We start from the raw sequence: 17,681 nt of genomic DNA, 5'->3' as shown, positions 1-17,681 counted from the left end.
TCAACCTAACTTAAAAATGACACGAGTGTCATTATAAAAAAGGAGTTTTTACAATGAATACAAAAAGCAAAACCTATCGCCTTGTCATTCGTGCCATTTTGACTGCTATTATTATTTTACAGACGATGGTACCTTTCCTTGGATTTATTCCGATCGGTATCACTAGTTTAACGATCATCCATATCACGGTGATCGTCGCTGCCATCGTTTTAGGGACAAAAGACGGGATGTTCATCGGCTTAGTCTGGGGTGTTTTTACCATGATCCGTGCGTTTACTTCTCCGACAACGCCCTTGGACATTGCCGTTTTCACCAACCCAATCATCTCGGTGGTTCCCCGTGTGTTGGTTGGCTTAGTGGCTGGTCTCTTGTTTACGATCATTTACAAAAAGACCAAAAAAGTCGTCGCTGCTTCGATTGTTGCAGCAATCTTTGGGACCATCACCAATACAGTTTTGGTCTTAACCCTAATGGGAACCTTATATACTGGCTTAGTTGCCACTACCTATGGTGTCGATGCTTCGGCTTTATTCGTGACCCTCGGTGGAATTGCTATAACGAATGGAATCTCTGAGGTGATCACAGCTGCGATCTTAACACCTATTCTAGTAAAAGCCTTATTTGCGGCAACCAGTTTACGTCCAGAAAATCGTTAGTCCCTTCTCTTATCCTATCATTTTTTTCACGTTCTGAGTACTCTTTGCCCAAACATTAAAAGCCCCCGATCGAAGAAAGCTTCTATTGTATAGAAATGCTTTCTTCGATCGGGGGACTTCTTCCTTTATTGGTTAAAAAAAGGTGGATAGCAAGGCAAGGATCGCTAGACCGCCTTGGGTCAAAATAATTTTCTTGTCGCTAGTCACACTGCCATATGCAGCTACTAAGATAATGTAGATCAACAGCAAGCGACTGATTTCCAATGGCGCTGAAGCAAAGGTAATACTATATAGTAACCCCAAACCGATCAGCCCATTGTAAACCCCTTGGTTTTTGAACAAGGTCACAACGATCGGTCGTTCAAGTTCTGCTTTCGTCACGTTGAAGATCCGCGCTGTTGCTTTGGACGTAGTGGCAAATGTTTCTAAATAGAGAATATAGAAAAATTCTAAGGCAACCAGTACAATCAAAATCGTCGATAAAATCGTCATCTTTATTCTCCTTGATGAGCGACAACGATCTCGCTCGGTTTGGCTGCAAAGTCAGGCATTTGTTGGAATAATTGTTGCAGCAGCGGGTTTTGATTGTGAGCGGTGATCGCTTCTTGATTCGCCCATTTTTCGACCATGACAAACCGATTGTTCTCTTCCAATGATTCATAGAGATGATAGCCGTGGCAGCCTTCCTCAGCTCTCGCCGATGCTAATAATGGCGTAACAGCGGCTAAAAAATCTGCCCGCTTTTCTTCTTTGATGTAAAACGTTGCATTAATGATTTCCATCGTTTTCCCTCCTCTTATAGAAATGTCGTAATTTGTTCTGCGTCTAACCGAACGGATTCATAGCCTAATTCTTTGGCTTTTCCGACTGAAAGGATCATGACAGGAACATAACGCTCTTTGTCTAAGCCAAAAGCTTCGGCTAATTGATCTGCTTCAAAGCCGCCGATTGGGTTGGTTTCATAGCCATGCGCCCGCGCAACTAACATAAATTGCATGGCAGCTAAACTAGCGTCGATCTTCACCACATCATTCATTTGTTCTTTTGTAAGATTTTCGTAATGAGGAATGATCGCTGCTAATTGTTGGTCACGTACTTCTGCTGGCATTTTGCCTTCTGCTACTGCTTTGTTATAAATTTCTTCTCCTAGTTCATGACAAAGCATATCACCAAAAATCAAGACCATTGCAGAAGAGGTATCATTTTGACGGACGTTGAAACGAATCAACGGTTTCAATTTTGCTTTTTGCTCATCGCTTTCCACAACGACAAAGCGCCAAGGCTGCATATTGACTGAGGAAGGTGCTGTAGTTGACTCTTGGATCATGGTCAACATTTCTTCATGGGGGATTTTGTAGGTTTCATCATAGACACGAACCGATTTTCGGCCAAAGGTGATCTCTGAAAAATTGTTATTGCTATATTCTGTCATGGGTTTGCCTTCTTTCATGGAACTAATTTCATAAGTAATGTTAGAAGCTGTGCTTCTTCTTTTTCGGTCAAATTGATGCCTAACGACTCCTCAGAGCTGGCATGCTTTGAAGCACAACTAGCCAAATCGGCTTGTGCTTTCGGTGTCAAAGAAACAAAAATCTCGCGGTTATTGTCTTTGTTTCGTTCCCGTGTCACAAATTGTTTTTCTTCGAGAATCTTCAAATGCCGAGTGACCGCTGCACTATCAATCTTCAATTCATTCTGTACTTGATTTTGGGTACAGCGTCCTTGCTCATTCAAAAACTGCAGCAACTGATAACGGGTCAGACTAAAGCCAGTCTCTTTTTCAAAGATCGCCGTTAATTCTTGATTCACGATTTTCATCCGATACAGCAATCCGCTTAGCTCACGTAAATTCATTGCATAAACCGCTCCTTTCATCATTGACTTGTCAACTGTTGACTAGTCAATTATAAATCATTTTCTTTTGCTTGTAAAGAGTAAGCAAAAAAGACCCGCAGCTAGGCGAACCTCATCAAGAATCGAAACAGAAATTCTTTGATAAAGGTACACCATCAGGCTGCGGGTCTTCGTGACTCCAGTTTTGAGAAAATACGGTAGAATATATTTTATTTTAATTGGAAGAGTTTCTTCAAGCCCATCACGATCAGTGTAGAGATCGCTGCAGCAGCGAAGATAATGCCCCACGTGCCAGCTTCAATCGGCATCGTATCCAATAGCTCATTCATAAACGGTACATAGACCGCTGAAAGCTGTAAGCCGACGGAAAGGAGCAATGCCCCCATCAATGGTTTGTTTTTCAAGAGGGTTTTGTCTAAACCAAAGCCGCTGCTCTTACGAACGTTGAAAATATGCATTAATTGCGCCACTGCCATAAAGGTAAAGGTTGCTGTTTGTGCATAAAGCAACTCGTGATCCGTCAGCATCAGGAAGTTGAAGAAGCCAAACGCCACCAAACCAATCACGACCCCACTTAAAATGATGCGTCCTAAGAAACGCTTGTTAACGAGGCCATCCGCTTTTGTGCGGGGCTGGCGCTTCATAATGTCGTCTTCAGCTGGTTCAAAGGCTAATGCCATGGCTGGAGCAATATCGATGACTAGATTCAAGAAAAGGATATGCAGCGGTTGGATCGGCATGGGCATCAAGAAAATGACACTTAGAAAGATTGTCACGATCTCAACCATATTACAAGAGAACAGGAAGGAAACATATTTTTTGATGTTGTCAAAAATGATGCGTCCTTCTTTGATAGCATCGACGATCGTTCCAAAACGGTCATCCGTCAAAATCATATCGGAAGATTCTTTGGCTACTTCTGTCCCACGAATCCCCATGGCGATCCCGATATCGGCGCCGTTAAGTGCTGGCGCATCGTTGACCCCATCGCCAGTCATTGAAACGATATCGCCTTCTTCACGCAACGCTTCCACAAGCTGTAATTTATTTTTTGGTGAAACTCGAGCAAAGACAGCGACTTCTTCGATTTTTTCGTTAAAGCCTTCTTGCCCTGCCAATTCATCGATCTCACGACCCGTCATGGTTTTTTCATGGTCTTTTAAGCCAATTTCTTTGGCGATCATGGATGCCGTCTTCGGATGGTCCCCCGTGATCATTTTCACTCGGATCCCCGCTTCTTGGGCAACCTTCACTGCTTCTTTGACATCTGTTCGCGGCGGGTCGACGATGCCCGCAAAGCCTTGGATCTTGATTTTCTGCAGTGCTGCTTTCAGCTCTGCTTCGTCCGTTCCACCTTGATAATCCTTGATGCAACCGACAGCGATCACCCGCTGCCCATGACTGGCTAACGTGTCATTGTATTCATGAAGCTGTTCTTTTTCTTGGGCATCAGCATCGGCTAAATCAATCAAGACATCTGGTGCCCCTTTGATGATCAATGTCCGTTGTTTTCCTTCATACACGGTCACCATGTATTTGTTGTCGGAATCAAAGGGCATTTCTGCGATTTTCTTCAGCCCGCTGTCCTGCTCTTTTTGGCGATCGATGCCGATTTTTTGACCTAAAACGACGAACGCCCCATCTGTTGGATCACCGAGGATCTCGTATTGCCCTTCGTTTTCACGTAAAGTAGCGGTGGTACATAAAGCACCGTTTTCGATCATTCCTTGCAGCGCATCATGATGGGCCGCATCGATCTCGGTTTCATCCTCCGAGTCTGCCTTGTAAAATTTTCCGTTGGGTTCATACCCATTTCCTGTCACTTTGAACATTTCTCCTGAACCTAAAATGATCTCAGCAACCGTCATTTGGTTTTCTGTCAGCGTCCCCGTTTTGTCACTGGCAATGATACTGGTGGCGCCCAGGGTCTCAACAGCTGATAACGATTTGACCAGTGCTTTGTGCTCGGCCATTGTCCGCATGCCTCGGGACAATGTGATCGTCGAAACGGCTGGCATTGCCTCAGGTATCGCTGCGACCGCCAAAATAATCGAGATATGGATCATTTCGACAAATGGTTGATTCGTCAAGATCCCAGCGATCAAAACTGCCACCGCAGCAAAAAGCGCGGCAATAATGATTGCTTTTCCTAGCTTGTCCAATTCGATATCTAACGGCGTTTGATGCTTTTTGTCACCCGTCAGCATGTCACTGATTTTTCCGACCTCGGTCTTCATACCGGTTTCTGTCACTACAGCATAGGCATTTCCCCGAGTTGCCGCAGTTCCTGCGAAAACGACATTGCGGCGATCGCCTAATGGAACATCTTCTTCATAAGTTTCTCGTGCATCTTTTTCAACAGCTTCTGACTCACCGGTCAGCGCTGATTCGATGCAGGAAAAGTTGCTCGTTTCAAGTAAGCGGGCATCTGCGGCAATAGCATCCCCTTCTTCCAAAACGAGAATATCGCCTGGAACGATCTTTGCCGACTCGATCTCCATTACTTCTCCATCACGAATCACTTTTGCGGTAGTGTAAATCATGCTTTGAAGTGAATCAATTGATTTTTGTGCTCGTAATTCTGTAATGAAACCTGTCATTACAGCAATCACCACGGCAATCAATACTGCAATTCCTTCAACCGTTTCCCCCATCGCAAAAGAGAGTAACGCAGCTGCTAGCAAGAGATAAACAATCAAGTTGTTCAAGTTATGCCACAGCAATTCCCATACAGAAAGGGATTCTTGTTGCTGGATCGTGTTTTCTCCGTATTTTTCTAAGCGTTTGTCGGCTTCATTCCCTCTTAGGCCTTGCTTGCGGTCACTTTCAAAATGTTTCAAGGTCTCTTCAGTCTTTTGCTGGTAAAATTTTTCCATCAAATTCCTCCTTTTAATTGTAAACTTCTTGCCGAGGGTTTCCACGTTTCTGAAGGGATAAATCGGTACAGATACCTTGCACAGTCATTTTTTGATTTGAATCGATTCAGGCGATCGCTGAATGAAGGGAATATAACCAATAAGAAAAGCAAGCGTAGGTTGACTGGCTGAGGGAAAAGGTATGTGTGTTGAGCATCGATCATTTTGCGAGCAATGAAGCAGCTGCTTTTAATCGTCGCAAGTGATCTTTCTATGTACGTACTTTGTGAAAAAACCATCCGGACTACTTCTAACCTATCATGGATGAAGATGTTCGCAAAGGATTTTGCTTCACAAGTGGTGTAAAAAAACAGTCGTAACAAAATTAGCACCACTGCTTTTGGTGACGATTGGGCAGCATGTCAGTAATGCCAAACAGGTACTCGTTTCGGTGTTTTCTTAATAATCTAAGCTTTTGCTATGTTGTGATTTACAATGTTACAACTCTAGCAAAAAAATAACTTTAAAAAGAGAACGCTTGCTGTCCTTACTTTATTTTAACAAAAAACAACAAACTTTTGAACAAAAAAAGTGTTTATTGCTAAAAAAACAATTGAATTGCGACCTCTCGCTGACATTCTCCTTGCTGATCGTCTGAAAAGGTTGAATCAAAACTAGTCATGATCCATAGTGTTCATATAAAACAAGCACGCCAATACCCCAAAAAAGCATTCCTCGTTTGAATGATAAATCACCAACCGAGGAATACTTCGTATCTATTCTAATTTAAGAGGGAACTTCCTCACTCTCGATGTAGCAATAGACTCGCAGATCAGGCAAAGCCTGTTTGATCCGCTGTTCGATGGTATCGATAAATACGCTTGGTTCTTCGGGTCCTAGCTTCAAGGTAAGGTCGGCGACGATCAAAAGTTCTTCTGGACTTAGATGGAGGGTTCGCAAATCTTTGATTTGAATGATGGCAGGATCGGCTAAAATTTGTTTGATCGCCATTAAATCAGAAGCAGAGGCGCCCTCACCAATCAAGAGGCTATAAAATTCTTTGGCTAAAAAGACAGCAGCAGCAATCAGCAACAATCCACCTAAAATGCCGCCGAGGGAATCAAATACTGGATTGTCCGTCAATGCGGTCAATAAGATTCCTGCGATGGCGATCGTCACACTACCTAAGGCAAACAAATTTTCCGTGAAGCCTAAAAGCAGATCAGAATCCCGGCTTTCTTTCAAAAAACGGACGAGGGGTTGTTTTTGTTTATTTTGTTCTTTGACTTCTTGCCAACCATCTTGAACTGCAGTCACTTCAATAAACAAACTGACAAATAAGATTGCTGCCACCAGCTGGATCTGCTCCACTTCGTGGGTGGGGTCTAGCAGATCACGGCTGGCTTCAACAACCGCTAAAATCCCACCACCTAAAAAAACTGTCATGGCAACTACAGTACTAAAAAAATAGGTCGCTCGTCCTTCACCAAACTGATGCAGTTCACTGCGTCCTCGCTGTGCTCGGTTTTCACCGATGGCTAGAAGTCCTTGATTGATGCAATCGATCAGACTATGGATACTTTCATTCATCAAGACTGCACTGCCGCTAAAGAAGTAGCCGATGGCTTTCATGATCAACCCTAAGACATGGGTCAGCAAAACGATTCTACGGGCTTTTTGCTCTTGCTGTTTTTCCATCATGGTTCCTCCTTCGGTGTTGGACTCGCTGTAACAAGCTGTCTCTTTTCTTAAGCATAGCACTGCACTTCCTAGATGAAAACGAAAGTGGCTTGCGGGTCTGACCTTGTCTTCACTGGGGTTTAAAAAGGACTGAGGGCACAAAAAAAGTCAGGATCGCTCCTGACTTTTTTCTCTTGATTAGTAGCCGGTTCCGTCATCAACGACTTCCGAGCCGTATCCGTCGCCAGTTCCTGCACCGGTTTCGGTTCCTGTATCGGTACCTACGCCGGTTTGGGCTTCTGTATTCGCATCTGCTTGTGTATCTGCGGGTGCTTGACCTAATGCTTTCAACATATCATTACGAATTTCATTATAAGAATAATCTTGAATATATACGATCGATTGTCCATCATAAGATTCCCCATCGTACCATTCAAAGGTATGTTTTTGAATATCGAATCCAGACAACATATTGCCTGCTAAAGATACTAAGTCTTCAAACTTGAAGTTTGTATTCACGTCTTCGCTGACTGAGTCTAAAATTTCTTGGTACTTGGTGACATTATTGATTTTCAAAGCTTGATGGATCGCTGCTTCAATAACTTCTTGCTGACGATTTCCTCGATCCACATCGGTATCCATTTTCCGGATACGGGCAAAAATCAAGGCTTGTTCACCGTTCAGCAATTGACGACCTTCTGGAATCAATGTTTCTCCCGTGTTGTCTGAAGTATATTTCTTGTTGATGTCGTAAGGCACATCAACAGTGATCCCTCCGATGGCATCGATGATTTTCTCAAAACTGGTAAAATTGATGTTTACGTAATAGTCAATTGGCAATTGCAGGTAGTTTTGGACTGTTTCAATCGTTGCGTCTTCCTCACCAATTGTGAATGCACTATTGATCTTGGCGGTAGCAGCAATCGTCCCGGTTCCTGTTCCATCATAAATGTTGGTCCAAATGTCTCGAGGGAGACTGACCATATCGATTTTCTTGTTTTCGCCATCGTACACCATGTAAATCAAACTGTCGGTACGGGCACTGTCCAAATGTTCTGTCTTTTCACGTTCCGCGTCATTATCGACACCCATCAGCAAGATCCCAAACTTTGAATTAACATCAGAAGCTTTCAATGAGTTGTCTTCTTTACTTTTATTGGAACTGATTACAGCGGATTCTTTAAACATTTTATCCACTGAATTTTTTGCTGCATAATACGTATAGCCGGCAAATAAAACGATGCCTGCAATGGCGAAAAGAAAGATTCCTCCAATAATCACGCGTTTGTTGCGCGCTTTGTGGGCTCTTTGCTGTTTATATCTCGTCTTTCTATCCATAGTGCCTCCTTCATTTCTCCTGAATTGCTCTCCCCGATTGTACCAGAATTTTTACGATCCGCCTATTTTTTTAAGAAGTTTTATTCTTTTTCTGTGAAGTCCTTTAAACATTCCTTAAAAATAATTCTGGGATTGAAAGAAACTTGGATAAATAGTCAACTTCTATGGATATTTTATTAAAAAACGAGTTTTTTCATTCACCCTTTTTGGAGGGATCAACTTCTTTTTCGACAGTCAGCTGAATAATTACACCAAATGGATCGCGAACACTTGCATAAAAAAACGCAAAAGCATTCTCACTTGGTGCTTGGATCGTCTGACTGCCTTGTTGCATCAATCGTTGATAAAGCTTCTGAGCTATTTGGCTCTCCGCTAACGTCAAACTCAGTGACAAGTGATTGCCTCGCTGAATCGTCTCTCCTTCAACTAGTGGATTGTCTGCCAGCTGCAACTGGAAATCTCCGATCTGTAGGATGGAGTGAGAAAGATACTGTTCTTGTCCCGCAAGAATCTCCAGCGTTGGATCAAGTCTCTCACGATATTCCTGGTTGGTGATGGCAAATAAGAGGGTTGCGTCTAGAGTTTCTTGATAAAATTGAATGGCTTCTTGGGCTTTGCCGTCTAACGTTAAAAACAAAGCGATTTTTGGTTCGATCATTTGTTGGTTCCTCCTTTTCTTGTTACCATAAGTGTAACTGTGAATATTGCCAAAACTTGGCACCATTGGAGAAAGAAATGAAAAAATCAGAACGCTTAACACAGGAACTATTGTATTTACAAGGAAAAACCACATTTCATCTAGCCGATTTGATGGAAACCTTCGCAATCTCAAAACGTACAGCCGTCCGTGATGTCCAATCATTGGAAGAGCTGGGCTTGCCTCTCGTGGTAGAAACCGGTCGTTATGGCGGCTATCAGATTTTGAAAAATCAACTGACCCCCTTGTACTTTGACAAAAATGAACGGTATACCCTTTTCTTTGCTTTGCAGCTCTTACAAAAATTAACCGATTCTCCTTTTGATCGGAGCTACCAAGGGCTACGGCGAAAACTGTTGCAGTCTTTTTATCAAGGAGACACCGAGTGGTTAGAAAAAATGGAGACGGCGGTTTCGTTTCAAGGGGTTCCTCAATTGACGAGTGCGCCGATCCTTTCAGCACTTTTTTCAGCGATCGTACAAGAACAGGTCATCCAATTTACCTATCAGCGTTATCAAAAAACGAACAAGACCGTACAACCCTATCAGCTGGATTTTCGTGCTGGCTACTGGTACTGTTTGGCCTATGACTGTCAAAAGCAGGCTTTTCGCCGCTATCGCTGTGATGCAATGCAGGGACTTGCTCCGACTGAAAAAACAGGCTATACCTTGCAGCAGTTAGCTGAAAAACAGCTGCAGCAACAAGTGTTGACACAAACACTGGACTATCACATCCGCTTTGATCTATCGGCAAAGGAACGCTTGTGGCAAGAAAAATATCCTGACATGGCAGTGGTGGAAAATTCTAGCGAGCTTTGCTTAGAGGGGCACATTGCCGACAATGAGCTGGGTTTTCTGGCTGATTTTCTCTTGCAATTTGGTCCAACCATTAAAGAAATCCACCCGTTAGTCCTCAGACAAACGTATACTGAAAAAGTTCGGCAAATGCTGCAGCCGTTTGCAACGGACTGACCGCTTTCCTGCATTGATTATTGATTGCTTGCGCCGAAACTGATTCTAATTGATAAGGAGTTTTCTACCTATGTTTCTTTTAAATAAAAAAACCTTCCAAGCATTGGCTGCCCCCTATAGGACAGAAGGGGCTGCCATCGGCTATGCAAAATGGCAGTCCTTCAACGCCATCACCAGCCGTAGCCTGCTCGTTCTAGATGATCAGCAATTGACGATTTTGGCGTTGAATCTTTTCTCGACAAAAGTCGTGCAGCACAAAAGCATACCGCTTGCTGAGCTGAAAAAACAGCACAAAGATCCTGTTGTAGGGATGCTCGTCCCGATTCGCTTTACTTATAAAGGGGAAACCTACCGTTTTCAAATGCAGCGAGTGATCTTGCCCTTGGGAGATTGGCAAAAAACCTTTCTTGCCCGCTGGCAGTCGTGGTAAATGAGCAGCAACTGGCAAGGTTCGTTTTCCTAGGAAAAGACTTTTCAAGTGATTTACATTTTTTTTGCAAGAAAATGAATAGATTTTTCAGGGGATGTTTTCGGCTATTTCGTTCTATGGTAAGATGTCCCTAAAGAATTGGAGGCTGTTATGGGTTTTATTGCAAGTGAACGTTTACTGCTTCGTCCGTTTCAAGAAAGTGATTTTGCCGATACCTTTGCTATTTATCAGCAAGCGGAAGTCTGCCGATTCTTACTTCATGAGCCTTGGCAGACAGAAACGGCAGCTGCGGCTTTTGCCAAAAAATGCCAACAGCACACCTTGGCGGACCAAGCAGGTCTTTCTTTGGCAGTACTACACGATCAAACGGTCATCGGCGATTTGTCGGTGTGGTCTACTGGTCAGCCGTCTTCCGTTGAAATCGGCTATGCCTTCCATCCGTCATTTGGCGGACAAGGGTTTGCTCAAGAAGCATTGAATGAATTGTTGGGCTGGTTGTTTGCCAGTCAGAAGATCCATCGGGTCCAAGCGACGCTAGACGCCCGCAATCAGGCCTCAGCTAAGCTTTGCCAACGCATTGGATTACGCCAAGAAGCACATTTTATCCAAGACTGGTGGAACAAGGGGGAATGGACCGATAGTTTGGTTTTTGCCTGTTTGGCCAGTGAACATCCTGCTCATCCGAAATAATTTAGGAGGTTTTTTATGATTAGCTTGTTACGCTATGCCAAGGATTATCGCAAACAGATTATTCTTGGTCCGTTTTTCAAATTTTTAGAAGCGGTGTTTGAATTGGTCCTGCCTTTGCAGATGGCCGCTCTAGTCGATGAGGGGCTACGGCAAAACAATTGGTCGAAAGTCGTTGAAATGACGATCTGGATGATCGTGATGTCCGTGGTAGGCATGATCTGTGCCGTCATCTGTCAGTATTATGCTTCCGTCGCTTCTCAAGGCTTCGGGACGGAATTACGCAATCGCTTGATGAAAAAAATCAACACCCTTTCCCATAGCGAACTAAACTTATTCGGGACGGATACCTTGATCACCCGAATGACCAACGACATCAATCAGATGCAGATTGCTTTGGCAATGCTGATTCGGCTGGTGGTCCGGGCGCCCTTTTTAAGTATCGGTTCGGTGATTATGGCCTTTGTCATTGATTGGCAAGCTGGCTTGATTTTCCTACTCGTCTTACCGCTCTTTTGTATCGTCTTATTCTGGATCATCGCCAAAACCGTGCCATTATATAAGAAAGTTCAAATTCATCTCGACGAATTGAACGAACTAGTGAGTCAAAATTTAAGCGGGATTCGGGTGATTCGTGCTTTTGCCCGCACAAAAACGGAAACGAAACGCTTTGATAAGGCAACTGATGATTTAAGTGATGTCTATTTACGGGTGACAAACCTGTCTGCTTTATTGACGCCTGCCACCACCTTGATCATGAATGTCGGCATTATCGCGTTGTTTTATATCGGTGGATTCAAGGTCAATATTGGCAATTTGCAGCAAGGACAAGTATTGGCACTGGTCAATTACATGAATCAAATGCTCTTAGCGTTGATCGTGGTTTCCAACTTAGTGATCATCTTTACCCGTGCGGCAGCATCAGGTTCACGGATCAACGAAGTGTTAGCCACTGAGCCGTCGATCGGCGATGAACTTTCAGAAGTCTTTATGGATCAGCCGAAAAACAATGTGGGAGCGATTCGCTTTGAGCACGTTGATTTCCGCTTTTCAAAAGAATACGGATTAGCCTTGAAAAACATTGATTTCCAAGTCGCACCGGGGTCTATTTTAGGTATCACTGGACCAACCGGGAGTGGGAAATCTGCCTTGACCCAATTGATCCCCCGCTTCTACGATGTGGCTGATGGCAAAGTGATCGTTGACGGACACGATGTGCGGAAATGGCCTTTACAGCAATTACGCCAAAAAATCGCCATGGTGCCTCAAACCGCCGTGCTGTTTACGGGAACGATTCGAGAAAACTTGCAATGGGGCAAAAAAGATGCCACCGATGAAGAGTGCTGGCGTGCACTAGAAATCGCTCAAAGCCGCGACTTCGTTGAAGCCTTGCCGCAGCAATTGGATACCCCGATTTTTGAAGGGGGCAAGAACTTTTCTGGGGGACAAAAACAACGGTTAACGATTGCCAGAGCATTGATTGCTAAACCAGATATCTTGATTTTGGATGATTCTCTAAGTGCCCTTGACTATCAAACCGATCTTGATTTGCGGATGGCTTTAAAAGAAAGCATTCGTGGTACGGTCATCATCATCTCCCAACGGGTTCGCTCCATCCAAGATGCGCAGCAGATCTTAGTCTTAGACCAAGGGAATTTGGTAGGCAAAGGGACCCATGAAGAGCTACTGGCAACGTCAAAAGAATACCAAGAAATCGTGGCATCACAGGCAGAGGAGGAAGAAGCATGAAAAAGAAATCATTCGATTGGTCGGCCTTTCGTCGCTACCTCCCTTATTTGACTGCCTACGCGAAGGAAACTTGGGCAGCAGTTGTCCTCGGGATCGCTGCTGGTGTTTCCTCGGTTTATATGACGTATCAGATCGGTCAAGCCGTCGATCAGCTGATAGGTGCCGATCAAGTGCAGTTCAGCGCCCTCTATCGTATTTTGCTTTTGTTTGCCGGAGTGGTTTTAGTGACTGTGGTCAGTCAATGGTTGATCCAGCGACTAGGCAACCGCGTGGCGTATTTATCCGTCGCTGACTTACGTAAAAAAGGCTTTGCCCATCTCAATACATTGCCGTTGCGCTATTATGACCAAAACTCCCACGGCAACATCGTCAGTCGCTTTACCAACGACATGGACAATATTTCCATTGCCGTCGCTGCAGTCTTTAACCAGTTGTTCTCTGGTATTTCGGTCGTCTTGATCGCCTTAGTCGTCATGCTGCAAATGAGTGTGCCCTTAACGTTGGTCGTATTGGTTTCGACCCCGATCATCTTTTTGGTCAACTGGATCGTGGCACGAACGTCTCAATCGCATTTTGCTCGCCAACAAGAAATCGTCGGCGAAATTTCTGGCTTTGTTACGGAAATGATCGGCAATCAAAAAATCGTCAAAGCCTTTGATCGAGAAACCATCAACCAAAACCGTTTTGAAACGATCAACCAAGAATTGAATGTTCGGGGGCAAAAAGCACAGTTTTCTTCTTCTTTGACCAACCCCCTTTCACGATTCGTCGATCACTTAGCGTATCTGTCAGTCGGCTTTGTCGGCGGTTTGCTTTACTTTTCTGGTTCAGGTGCCGTCACGGTTGGGGTGATCTCCAGCTTTACGATCTACTCCAGTCAGTTTTCGAAACCATTCATTGAATTGTCGGGAATTACCACCCAGATCCAAACGGCATTAGCTGGACTTTCAAGAACCTTTGAGCTATTGGATCAAGAGCCAGAAACAGCCGATGACCAAGAATCTCAATCACTGGGTGAGATCAAAGGCGAGATTGCCTTTGAGGAGGTTTCTTTTGCTTATGATCCTGGTCAAAAATTGATTGAAGATTTCACTTTTACCGCAAAACCTGGAGAAACCGTCGCGATCGTCGGAAAAACTGGTGCTGGTAAATCGACGTTGGTCAATTTATTGATGCGTTTCTATGATGTCGATAAAGGGGCAATCAAGATCGATGGCACCGATATTCGTCAGTTGAAACGAGAAGAATTACGGCAAAGCTTCGGAATGGTCTTGCAGGATACGTGGCTCTTTGATGCCTCTTTACGAGAAAACCTGCAATACGGCAATGACACTGCCACAGATGAAGAAATCTACGAGGCCTTAAAGCATGCCTATATGTATGAGTATGTGATGCGCCTACCAGAAACACTAGATACACCGATCGGTCATCAAGGGATCAAGATCTCTGACGGGCAACGGCAGCTCTTGACGATCGCCCGCACGATGATCAGCAACCCACCCATGCTGATTTTGGATGAAGCAACCAGTTCGGTTGATACTCTGACTGAGAAAAAAATCCAAGATGCTTTCTTGAAAATGATGGAAGGCAAAACCAGCTTTGTGATCGCCCATCGCTTATCAACGATTCGAGCAGCAGACAAGATCCTGGTGATGGATGCCGGTCAAATCGTGGAGCAAGGAACCCATGAAGAATTACTGGCAGAACAAGGCTATTACTATCGCCTGTACCATGCTCAATTCCAACATTGATCAGCCACACCACAAACCCCCATCAGCTCAAAGGTACCTGCTTGAGCTGACGGGGGTCTTTTTTTATTTATTGGTTCCAAACATCGGCATATTCTGGTTTGCGTTCAAATTCTTTTTTGGCAAAGGGACACAAAGGAATGATTTCCTTTTGTTCTTTGCGGGCTTTTTCCACCCCTTTTGCCACTAATTTTTCGGCCAGACCTTGGCCCCGATAAGCGGGATCGACAAAGGTATGGTCAATGATCAAGCGTGTTTCGCCCGCTTCCGACCAGGTCATTTCACCGATTTCTTTGTCGCCGTCTTTTAACACAAATCGAGTGTTTTCTTCTAAGATTTCCATGGTTCTTCCTCCTTTAATATGTACTTTAATGCACCGCTGGGGCAAGTGTGGATCACTTGTGCCGCTTGCGCTGCTTCCCCGTTATCAGGAATCACCCATGGTCGCCGTCCAACTTCAAAAATAGCGGGATTGCCCCGCACACAGTTGCCGCTGTGAGTGCAGATCTCTTTGTTGTAATAAATATCGATCGCTTCGCCACGATACTTCCGATATCCTGCAGCAATCAACCCTTCTTCTGTTTCATTCGCTAGTGGCTGTTCGTCCATTTTGAACACCCTCCTCTTACTGATTGTCAGAAGCAAACTGCCTGCCTCCTCCTTCATCATACGACTTCTCGAGAAAAAAATAAATCATTTGTTCTAAAATAGCCTCTCAGTTGCCGATCATTAACCAAAAGCTTGCGGCAGCACAATAAAGCGTCCCGTCAAAACAGCATGTTTTGACGGGACGTTTTTTTCATTCGTGGGGCACTTTTGCAACAAAATGAAACCGCTGCGTGGCATAATCCCCGGCTAAATGAGGATCGATATATAACCCGAGTTGCATCAATTCATCGCCACCGAAGGTCTCTCCCCCACTTTGATAGGTAAGGTCAGGATCTAAGCCAGCCAGTTTTAAAGTAACCAATGGTGCAGAGGCTTCGGCTAAGACTCGGAAGTAAAAGACGATCGCTTCTTTTTTATCTGGGGAAACATACAGCCAGGCGGCGTCATTGCCTTCATAAGGGCTGAGCAGGCGAACAAAGCGGCCCAACTGCAGCAGGCGCCGATGTTTTTTATAAAAAGCGATTTGTTCTTTGATCTGCGCTTTTTCCTTTTGTGTCAGCTGTGTCAAGTCAAGCTCATAGCCCAGTAAGCCAGACATCGCAGCATTGCCGCGAATCGCTAGATCCGTTGCCCGTTGGGTCTGATGGTTCGGGATCGCTGAGACATGGGCACCCATGGTGGATGGCGGATAGACCAGACTGGTTCCGTATTGGATCTTCAGGCGGGCGATGGCGTCGGTGTTGTCGCTGGTCCAAATCTGCGGCATATAATACAAGAAGCCAGCATCAAAGCGCCCACCGCCACCAGAACAGCCTTCAAACAGGATCGTTGGATAGGCAGTGGTCAGTTTTTCCAGAAATTCATACAAGCCCAGCAGATAGCGATGTGCAACCTCCCCTTGCTGGGCAGGATCGAGGAGCAAGGAATAGACATCCGACAGACTGCGGTTCATGTCCCATTTGATATAGTCGATGGCAACCGTATCAAACAGTTGGGTTAACTGGTGATAGAGATGGTCTCTGACATCTTGCCGAGAAAAGTCCAACACATACTGACTGCGGCTAAGCGCTGGCTTGCGATTGGGTACTTGTAACAGCCAATCAGGGTGCTGTCGGTTTAGTTCACTGTCACCAGAAATCATTTCTGGTTCCAGCCAAAGCCCGAATTGCAGCCCTTTGTCATGGACTTTTTGGGCAAATCCTGCCAAGCCAGAAGCCAGCTTGCCTTCGTTTTCAAACCAATCGCCTAATGAGGTTTGGTCATCTTCTCGCTGACCAAACCAGCCGTCATCCAAAACAAACAGTTCGATTCCCAGCTCCTTGGCTTCATCAACGAGGGCATCTAGCTTTTCTTCATTGAAATCAAAGTACGTTGCTTCCCAGTTATTGATCAGGATCGGCCGTTCTTGCTTTTTGTATTTACCCCGAATCAAATGCTCGTCATAAAAATCATGATAGGTGGCTGACAGCTGATTCAAGCCAGTCTCACTATAAGCAATCACGGCTTCTGGGGCTTGAAAGCTTTCAGTTGGCGGCAATTGCCAGGCAAATTGATGGCTGTTGATCCCCATGATCACACGAGTTTGTTGGTAAGGATCTTTTTCGATGATGGTTTCATGATTGCCGCTATATAGCAAGCTAAAACCAAAACACTCCCCAGCAAACTCCGTAGCATTAGGTTCCAGCAAGACGGCAAAGGGATTTTGCTGATGGCTGCTGGAACCCCGCTTGCTGTCTAAACGCTTGATGCCGCGATGGATGGGTTCTCGGGTCACTTGACGTTCCTTCGCCCACGCCCCTGGCAAGTGGATCAAATCAAAGGGACGGTTAGGAAAATCCAGGGATTGACTCGCCAGCTGTTCGATGGTAACAGGCTGGTTTCCGTGGTTGATCACTTTGCTTGAGCGGACGATCACTGCCGCCTCCTCAAAAATCGTGTAAAACAGCTGCAGTTCGAGTCCCGCCACATCATCTTTTAAGGACAGAATCAGTGTTTCGATGCCGTCGTCGGCCCCATGGGTCTGAGGCAATCCTGCTAAGGATGGTTTGCCTTGTTGAATCTGGTAATCACTAAAGACAAAATGGCTGACTCGGCTGCCGTCAGACTGGCGAATCGTATAGGCAGCTTCTCGAAAGTCCCCGAAGCCATTACCAGGAAACTCCAGCATCAAGGTGTCTAATGAGAAAAGCCGATCGCTACTGTCTGGGGGATTAGGTGAAAAGGACCGATCAAGGCGTGGGTAGCGATAGCCACCAGAATAATGGGCGATTTTCTTCCCAAAATAAAGGTGCGCCACATTGCCCCCTTCCTCTATCTGTAAGAGATAGCTGATTTGATCGTTGCTTAAATGAAAGACGTTTAATTGTTTGTCAAAAAGAATCATATCGTACCCTCTACTTTGTATTTG

General features: G+C 44.8%; 17 protein-coding genes. 6 read left to right on the top strand and 11 right to left on the bottom strand.

The features are described from left to right. The first annotated feature begins 53 nt into the window (after window positions 1-53). Entirely contained in the window at window positions 54-656 is a 603-nt protein-coding gene (locus IGI82_RS06225; protein WP_438841893.1) for an ECF transporter S component, read from the top strand. 132 nt (window positions 657-788) lie between these two features. Here the strand turns inward: IGI82_RS06225 and IGI82_RS06220 are convergent, their stop codons facing one another. From IGI82_RS06220 to IGI82_RS06185, 8 genes are all read right to left on the bottom strand, one after another. Beyond that, window positions 789-1,148 (bottom strand): DUF1304 domain-containing protein, encoded by a 360-nt coding sequence (locus IGI82_RS06220; protein WP_005234953.1) that lies wholly within the window; start codon window positions 1,146-1,148, stop codon window positions 789-791. A gap of 2 nt (window positions 1,149-1,150) precedes the next feature. Further along, on the bottom strand, window positions 1,151-1,438 hold the full coding sequence (locus IGI82_RS06215; protein WP_016608137.1) for a putative quinol monooxygenase: 288 nt from the start codon (window positions 1,436-1,438) through the stop codon (window positions 1,151-1,153). Window positions 1,439-1,452: 14 nt separating this feature from the next. Then, window positions 1,453-2,088, bottom strand: coding sequence for a nitroreductase family protein (locus IGI82_RS06210; RefSeq protein ID WP_008378805.1), 636 nt, complete (start codon window positions 2,086-2,088; stop codon window positions 1,453-1,455). 14 nt (window positions 2,089-2,102) lie between these two features. After that, window positions 2,103-2,510, bottom strand: a complete 408-nt coding sequence (locus IGI82_RS06205; protein WP_034857624.1) for a MarR family winged helix-turn-helix transcriptional regulator — start codon at window positions 2,508-2,510, stop codon at window positions 2,103-2,105. A 209-nt stretch (window positions 2,511-2,719) separates the two neighbouring features. Continuing rightward, the gene (locus IGI82_RS06200) at window positions 2,720-5,386 is read right to left on the bottom strand and encodes a cation-translocating P-type ATPase (protein ID WP_438841892.1); all 2,667 of its coding nucleotides are present in this window, start codon (window positions 5,384-5,386) and stop codon (window positions 2,720-2,722) included. Between the two features lie 765 nt (window positions 5,387-6,151). Then, window positions 6,152-7,066, bottom strand: a complete 915-nt coding sequence (locus IGI82_RS06195) for a cation diffusion facilitator family transporter (RefSeq protein ID WP_438841891.1) — start codon at window positions 7,064-7,066, stop codon at window positions 6,152-6,154. A gap of 177 nt (window positions 7,067-7,243) precedes the next feature. Then, window positions 7,244-8,383: an LCP family protein gene (locus IGI82_RS06190; protein ID WP_438841890.1), complete on the bottom strand. Its 1,140-nt coding sequence runs from the start codon at window positions 8,381-8,383 to the stop codon at window positions 7,244-7,246. 193 nt (window positions 8,384-8,576) lie between these two features. Continuing rightward, the gene (locus IGI82_RS06185) at window positions 8,577-9,041 is read right to left on the bottom strand and encodes a VOC family protein (protein WP_438841889.1); all 465 of its coding nucleotides are present in this window, start codon (window positions 9,039-9,041) and stop codon (window positions 8,577-8,579) included. A gap of 77 nt (window positions 9,042-9,118) precedes the next feature. Between IGI82_RS06185 and IGI82_RS06180 the strand changes: the two genes are divergently transcribed. From IGI82_RS06180 to IGI82_RS06160, 5 genes are all read left to right on the top strand, one after another. Beyond that, window positions 9,119-10,051 (top strand): helix-turn-helix transcriptional regulator, encoded by a 933-nt coding sequence (locus tag IGI82_RS06180; protein WP_438841888.1) that lies wholly within the window; start codon window positions 9,119-9,121, stop codon window positions 10,049-10,051. 70 nt (window positions 10,052-10,121) lie between these two features. Further along, window positions 10,122-10,481, top strand: a complete 360-nt coding sequence (locus tag IGI82_RS06175) for a hypothetical protein (protein ID WP_015509366.1) — start codon at window positions 10,122-10,124, stop codon at window positions 10,479-10,481. Window positions 10,482-10,631: 150 nt separating this feature from the next. Next, window positions 10,632-11,171 (top strand): GNAT family N-acetyltransferase, encoded by a 540-nt coding sequence (locus IGI82_RS06170; protein WP_373192885.1) that lies wholly within the window; start codon window positions 10,632-10,634, stop codon window positions 11,169-11,171. Window positions 11,172-11,186: 15 nt separating this feature from the next. Beyond that, the gene (locus IGI82_RS06165; RefSeq protein WP_010747847.1) at window positions 11,187-12,917 is read left to right on the top strand and encodes an ABC transporter ATP-binding protein; all 1,731 of its coding nucleotides are present in this window, start codon (window positions 11,187-11,189) and stop codon (window positions 12,915-12,917) included. Further along, window positions 12,914-14,668: an ABC transporter ATP-binding protein gene (locus IGI82_RS06160; protein ID WP_115232141.1), complete on the top strand. Its 1,755-nt coding sequence runs from the start codon at window positions 12,914-12,916 to the stop codon at window positions 14,666-14,668. The genes IGI82_RS06165 and IGI82_RS06160 overlap by 4 nt, the downstream gene beginning before the upstream one ends. Before the next feature lie 67 nt (window positions 14,669-14,735). On the opposite strand, the gene IGI82_RS06155 is transcribed toward IGI82_RS06160, so the two are convergent. From IGI82_RS06155 to IGI82_RS06145, 3 genes are all read right to left on the bottom strand, one after another. Next, complete coding sequence (locus tag IGI82_RS06155; RefSeq protein WP_438841887.1) at window positions 14,736-15,008, bottom strand: GNAT family N-acetyltransferase; 273 nt, start codon at window positions 15,006-15,008, stop codon at window positions 14,736-14,738. Beyond that, on the bottom strand, window positions 14,996-15,274 hold the full coding sequence (locus IGI82_RS06150) for a (4Fe-4S)-binding protein (protein ID WP_167823029.1): 279 nt from the start codon (window positions 15,272-15,274) through the stop codon (window positions 14,996-14,998). The genes IGI82_RS06155 and IGI82_RS06150 overlap by 13 nt, the downstream gene beginning before the upstream one ends. 190 nt (window positions 15,275-15,464) lie before the next feature. Continuing rightward, window positions 15,465-17,657 carry an alpha-galactosidase gene (locus IGI82_RS06145; RefSeq protein WP_438841886.1) on the bottom strand — a complete coding sequence of 731 codons (2,193 nt, stop codon included), beginning with the start codon at window positions 17,655-17,657 and terminating at the stop codon, window positions 15,465-15,467. Between the last annotated feature and the right edge of the window lie 24 nt (window positions 17,658-17,681).

The organism is Enterococcus sp. AZ067 (assembly GCF_051715005.1).
GTDB lineage: Bacteria > Bacillota > Bacilli > Lactobacillales > Enterococcaceae > Enterococcus_D > Enterococcus_D casseliflavus.
The sequence above is the reverse complement of the archived record's forward strand: the minus strand, read 5'-3'. Positions and strand labels throughout refer to the sequence as shown.

Bases quoted from the DNA above. Each gene is read 5' to 3' on its own strand.
- IGI82_RS06225 (WP_438841893.1), top strand. From the start codon at position 54: ATGAATACAAAAAGCAAAACCTATCGCCTTGTCATTCGTGCCATTTTG.
- IGI82_RS06220 (WP_005234953.1), bottom strand. From the start codon at position 1,148: ATGACGATTTTATCGACGATTTTGATTGTACTGGTTGCCTTAGAATTT.
- IGI82_RS06215 (WP_016608137.1), bottom strand. From the start codon at position 1,438: ATGGAAATCATTAATGCAACGTTTTACATCAAAGAAGAAAAGCGGGCA.
- IGI82_RS06210 (WP_008378805.1), bottom strand. From the start codon at position 2,088: ATGACAGAATATAGCAATAACAATTTTTCAGAGATCACCTTTGGCCGA.
- IGI82_RS06205 (WP_034857624.1), bottom strand. From the start codon at position 2,510: ATGAATTTACGTGAGCTAAGCGGATTGCTGTATCGGATGAAAATCGTG.
- IGI82_RS06200 (WP_438841892.1), bottom strand. From the start codon at position 5,386: ATGGAAAAATTTTACCAGCAAAAGACTGAAGAGACCTTGAAACATTTT.
- IGI82_RS06195 (WP_438841891.1), bottom strand. From the start codon at position 7,066: ATGATGGAAAAACAGCAAGAGCAAAAAGCCCGTAGAATCGTTTTGCTG.
- IGI82_RS06190 (WP_438841890.1), bottom strand. From the start codon at position 8,383: ATGGATAGAAAGACGAGATATAAACAGCAAAGAGCCCACAAAGCGCGC.
- IGI82_RS06185 (WP_438841889.1), bottom strand. From the start codon at position 9,041: ATGATCGAACCAAAAATCGCTTTGTTTTTAACGTTAGACGGCAAAGCC.
- IGI82_RS06180 (WP_438841888.1), top strand. From the start codon at position 9,119: ATGAAAAAATCAGAACGCTTAACACAGGAACTATTGTATTTACAAGGA.
- IGI82_RS06175 (WP_015509366.1), top strand. From the start codon at position 10,122: ATGTTTCTTTTAAATAAAAAAACCTTCCAAGCATTGGCTGCCCCCTAT.
- IGI82_RS06170 (WP_373192885.1), top strand. From the start codon at position 10,632: ATGGGTTTTATTGCAAGTGAACGTTTACTGCTTCGTCCGTTTCAAGAA.
- IGI82_RS06165 (WP_010747847.1), top strand. From the start codon at position 11,187: ATGATTAGCTTGTTACGCTATGCCAAGGATTATCGCAAACAGATTATT.
- IGI82_RS06160 (WP_115232141.1), top strand. From the start codon at position 12,914: ATGAAAAAGAAATCATTCGATTGGTCGGCCTTTCGTCGCTACCTCCCT.
- IGI82_RS06155 (WP_438841887.1), bottom strand. From the start codon at position 15,008: ATGGAAATCTTAGAAGAAAACACTCGATTTGTGTTAAAAGACGGCGAC.
- IGI82_RS06150 (WP_167823029.1), bottom strand. From the start codon at position 15,274: ATGGACGAACAGCCACTAGCGAATGAAACAGAAGAAGGGTTGATTGCT.
- IGI82_RS06145 (WP_438841886.1), bottom strand. From the start codon at position 17,657: ATGATTCTTTTTGACAAACAATTAAACGTCTTTCATTTAAGCAACGAT.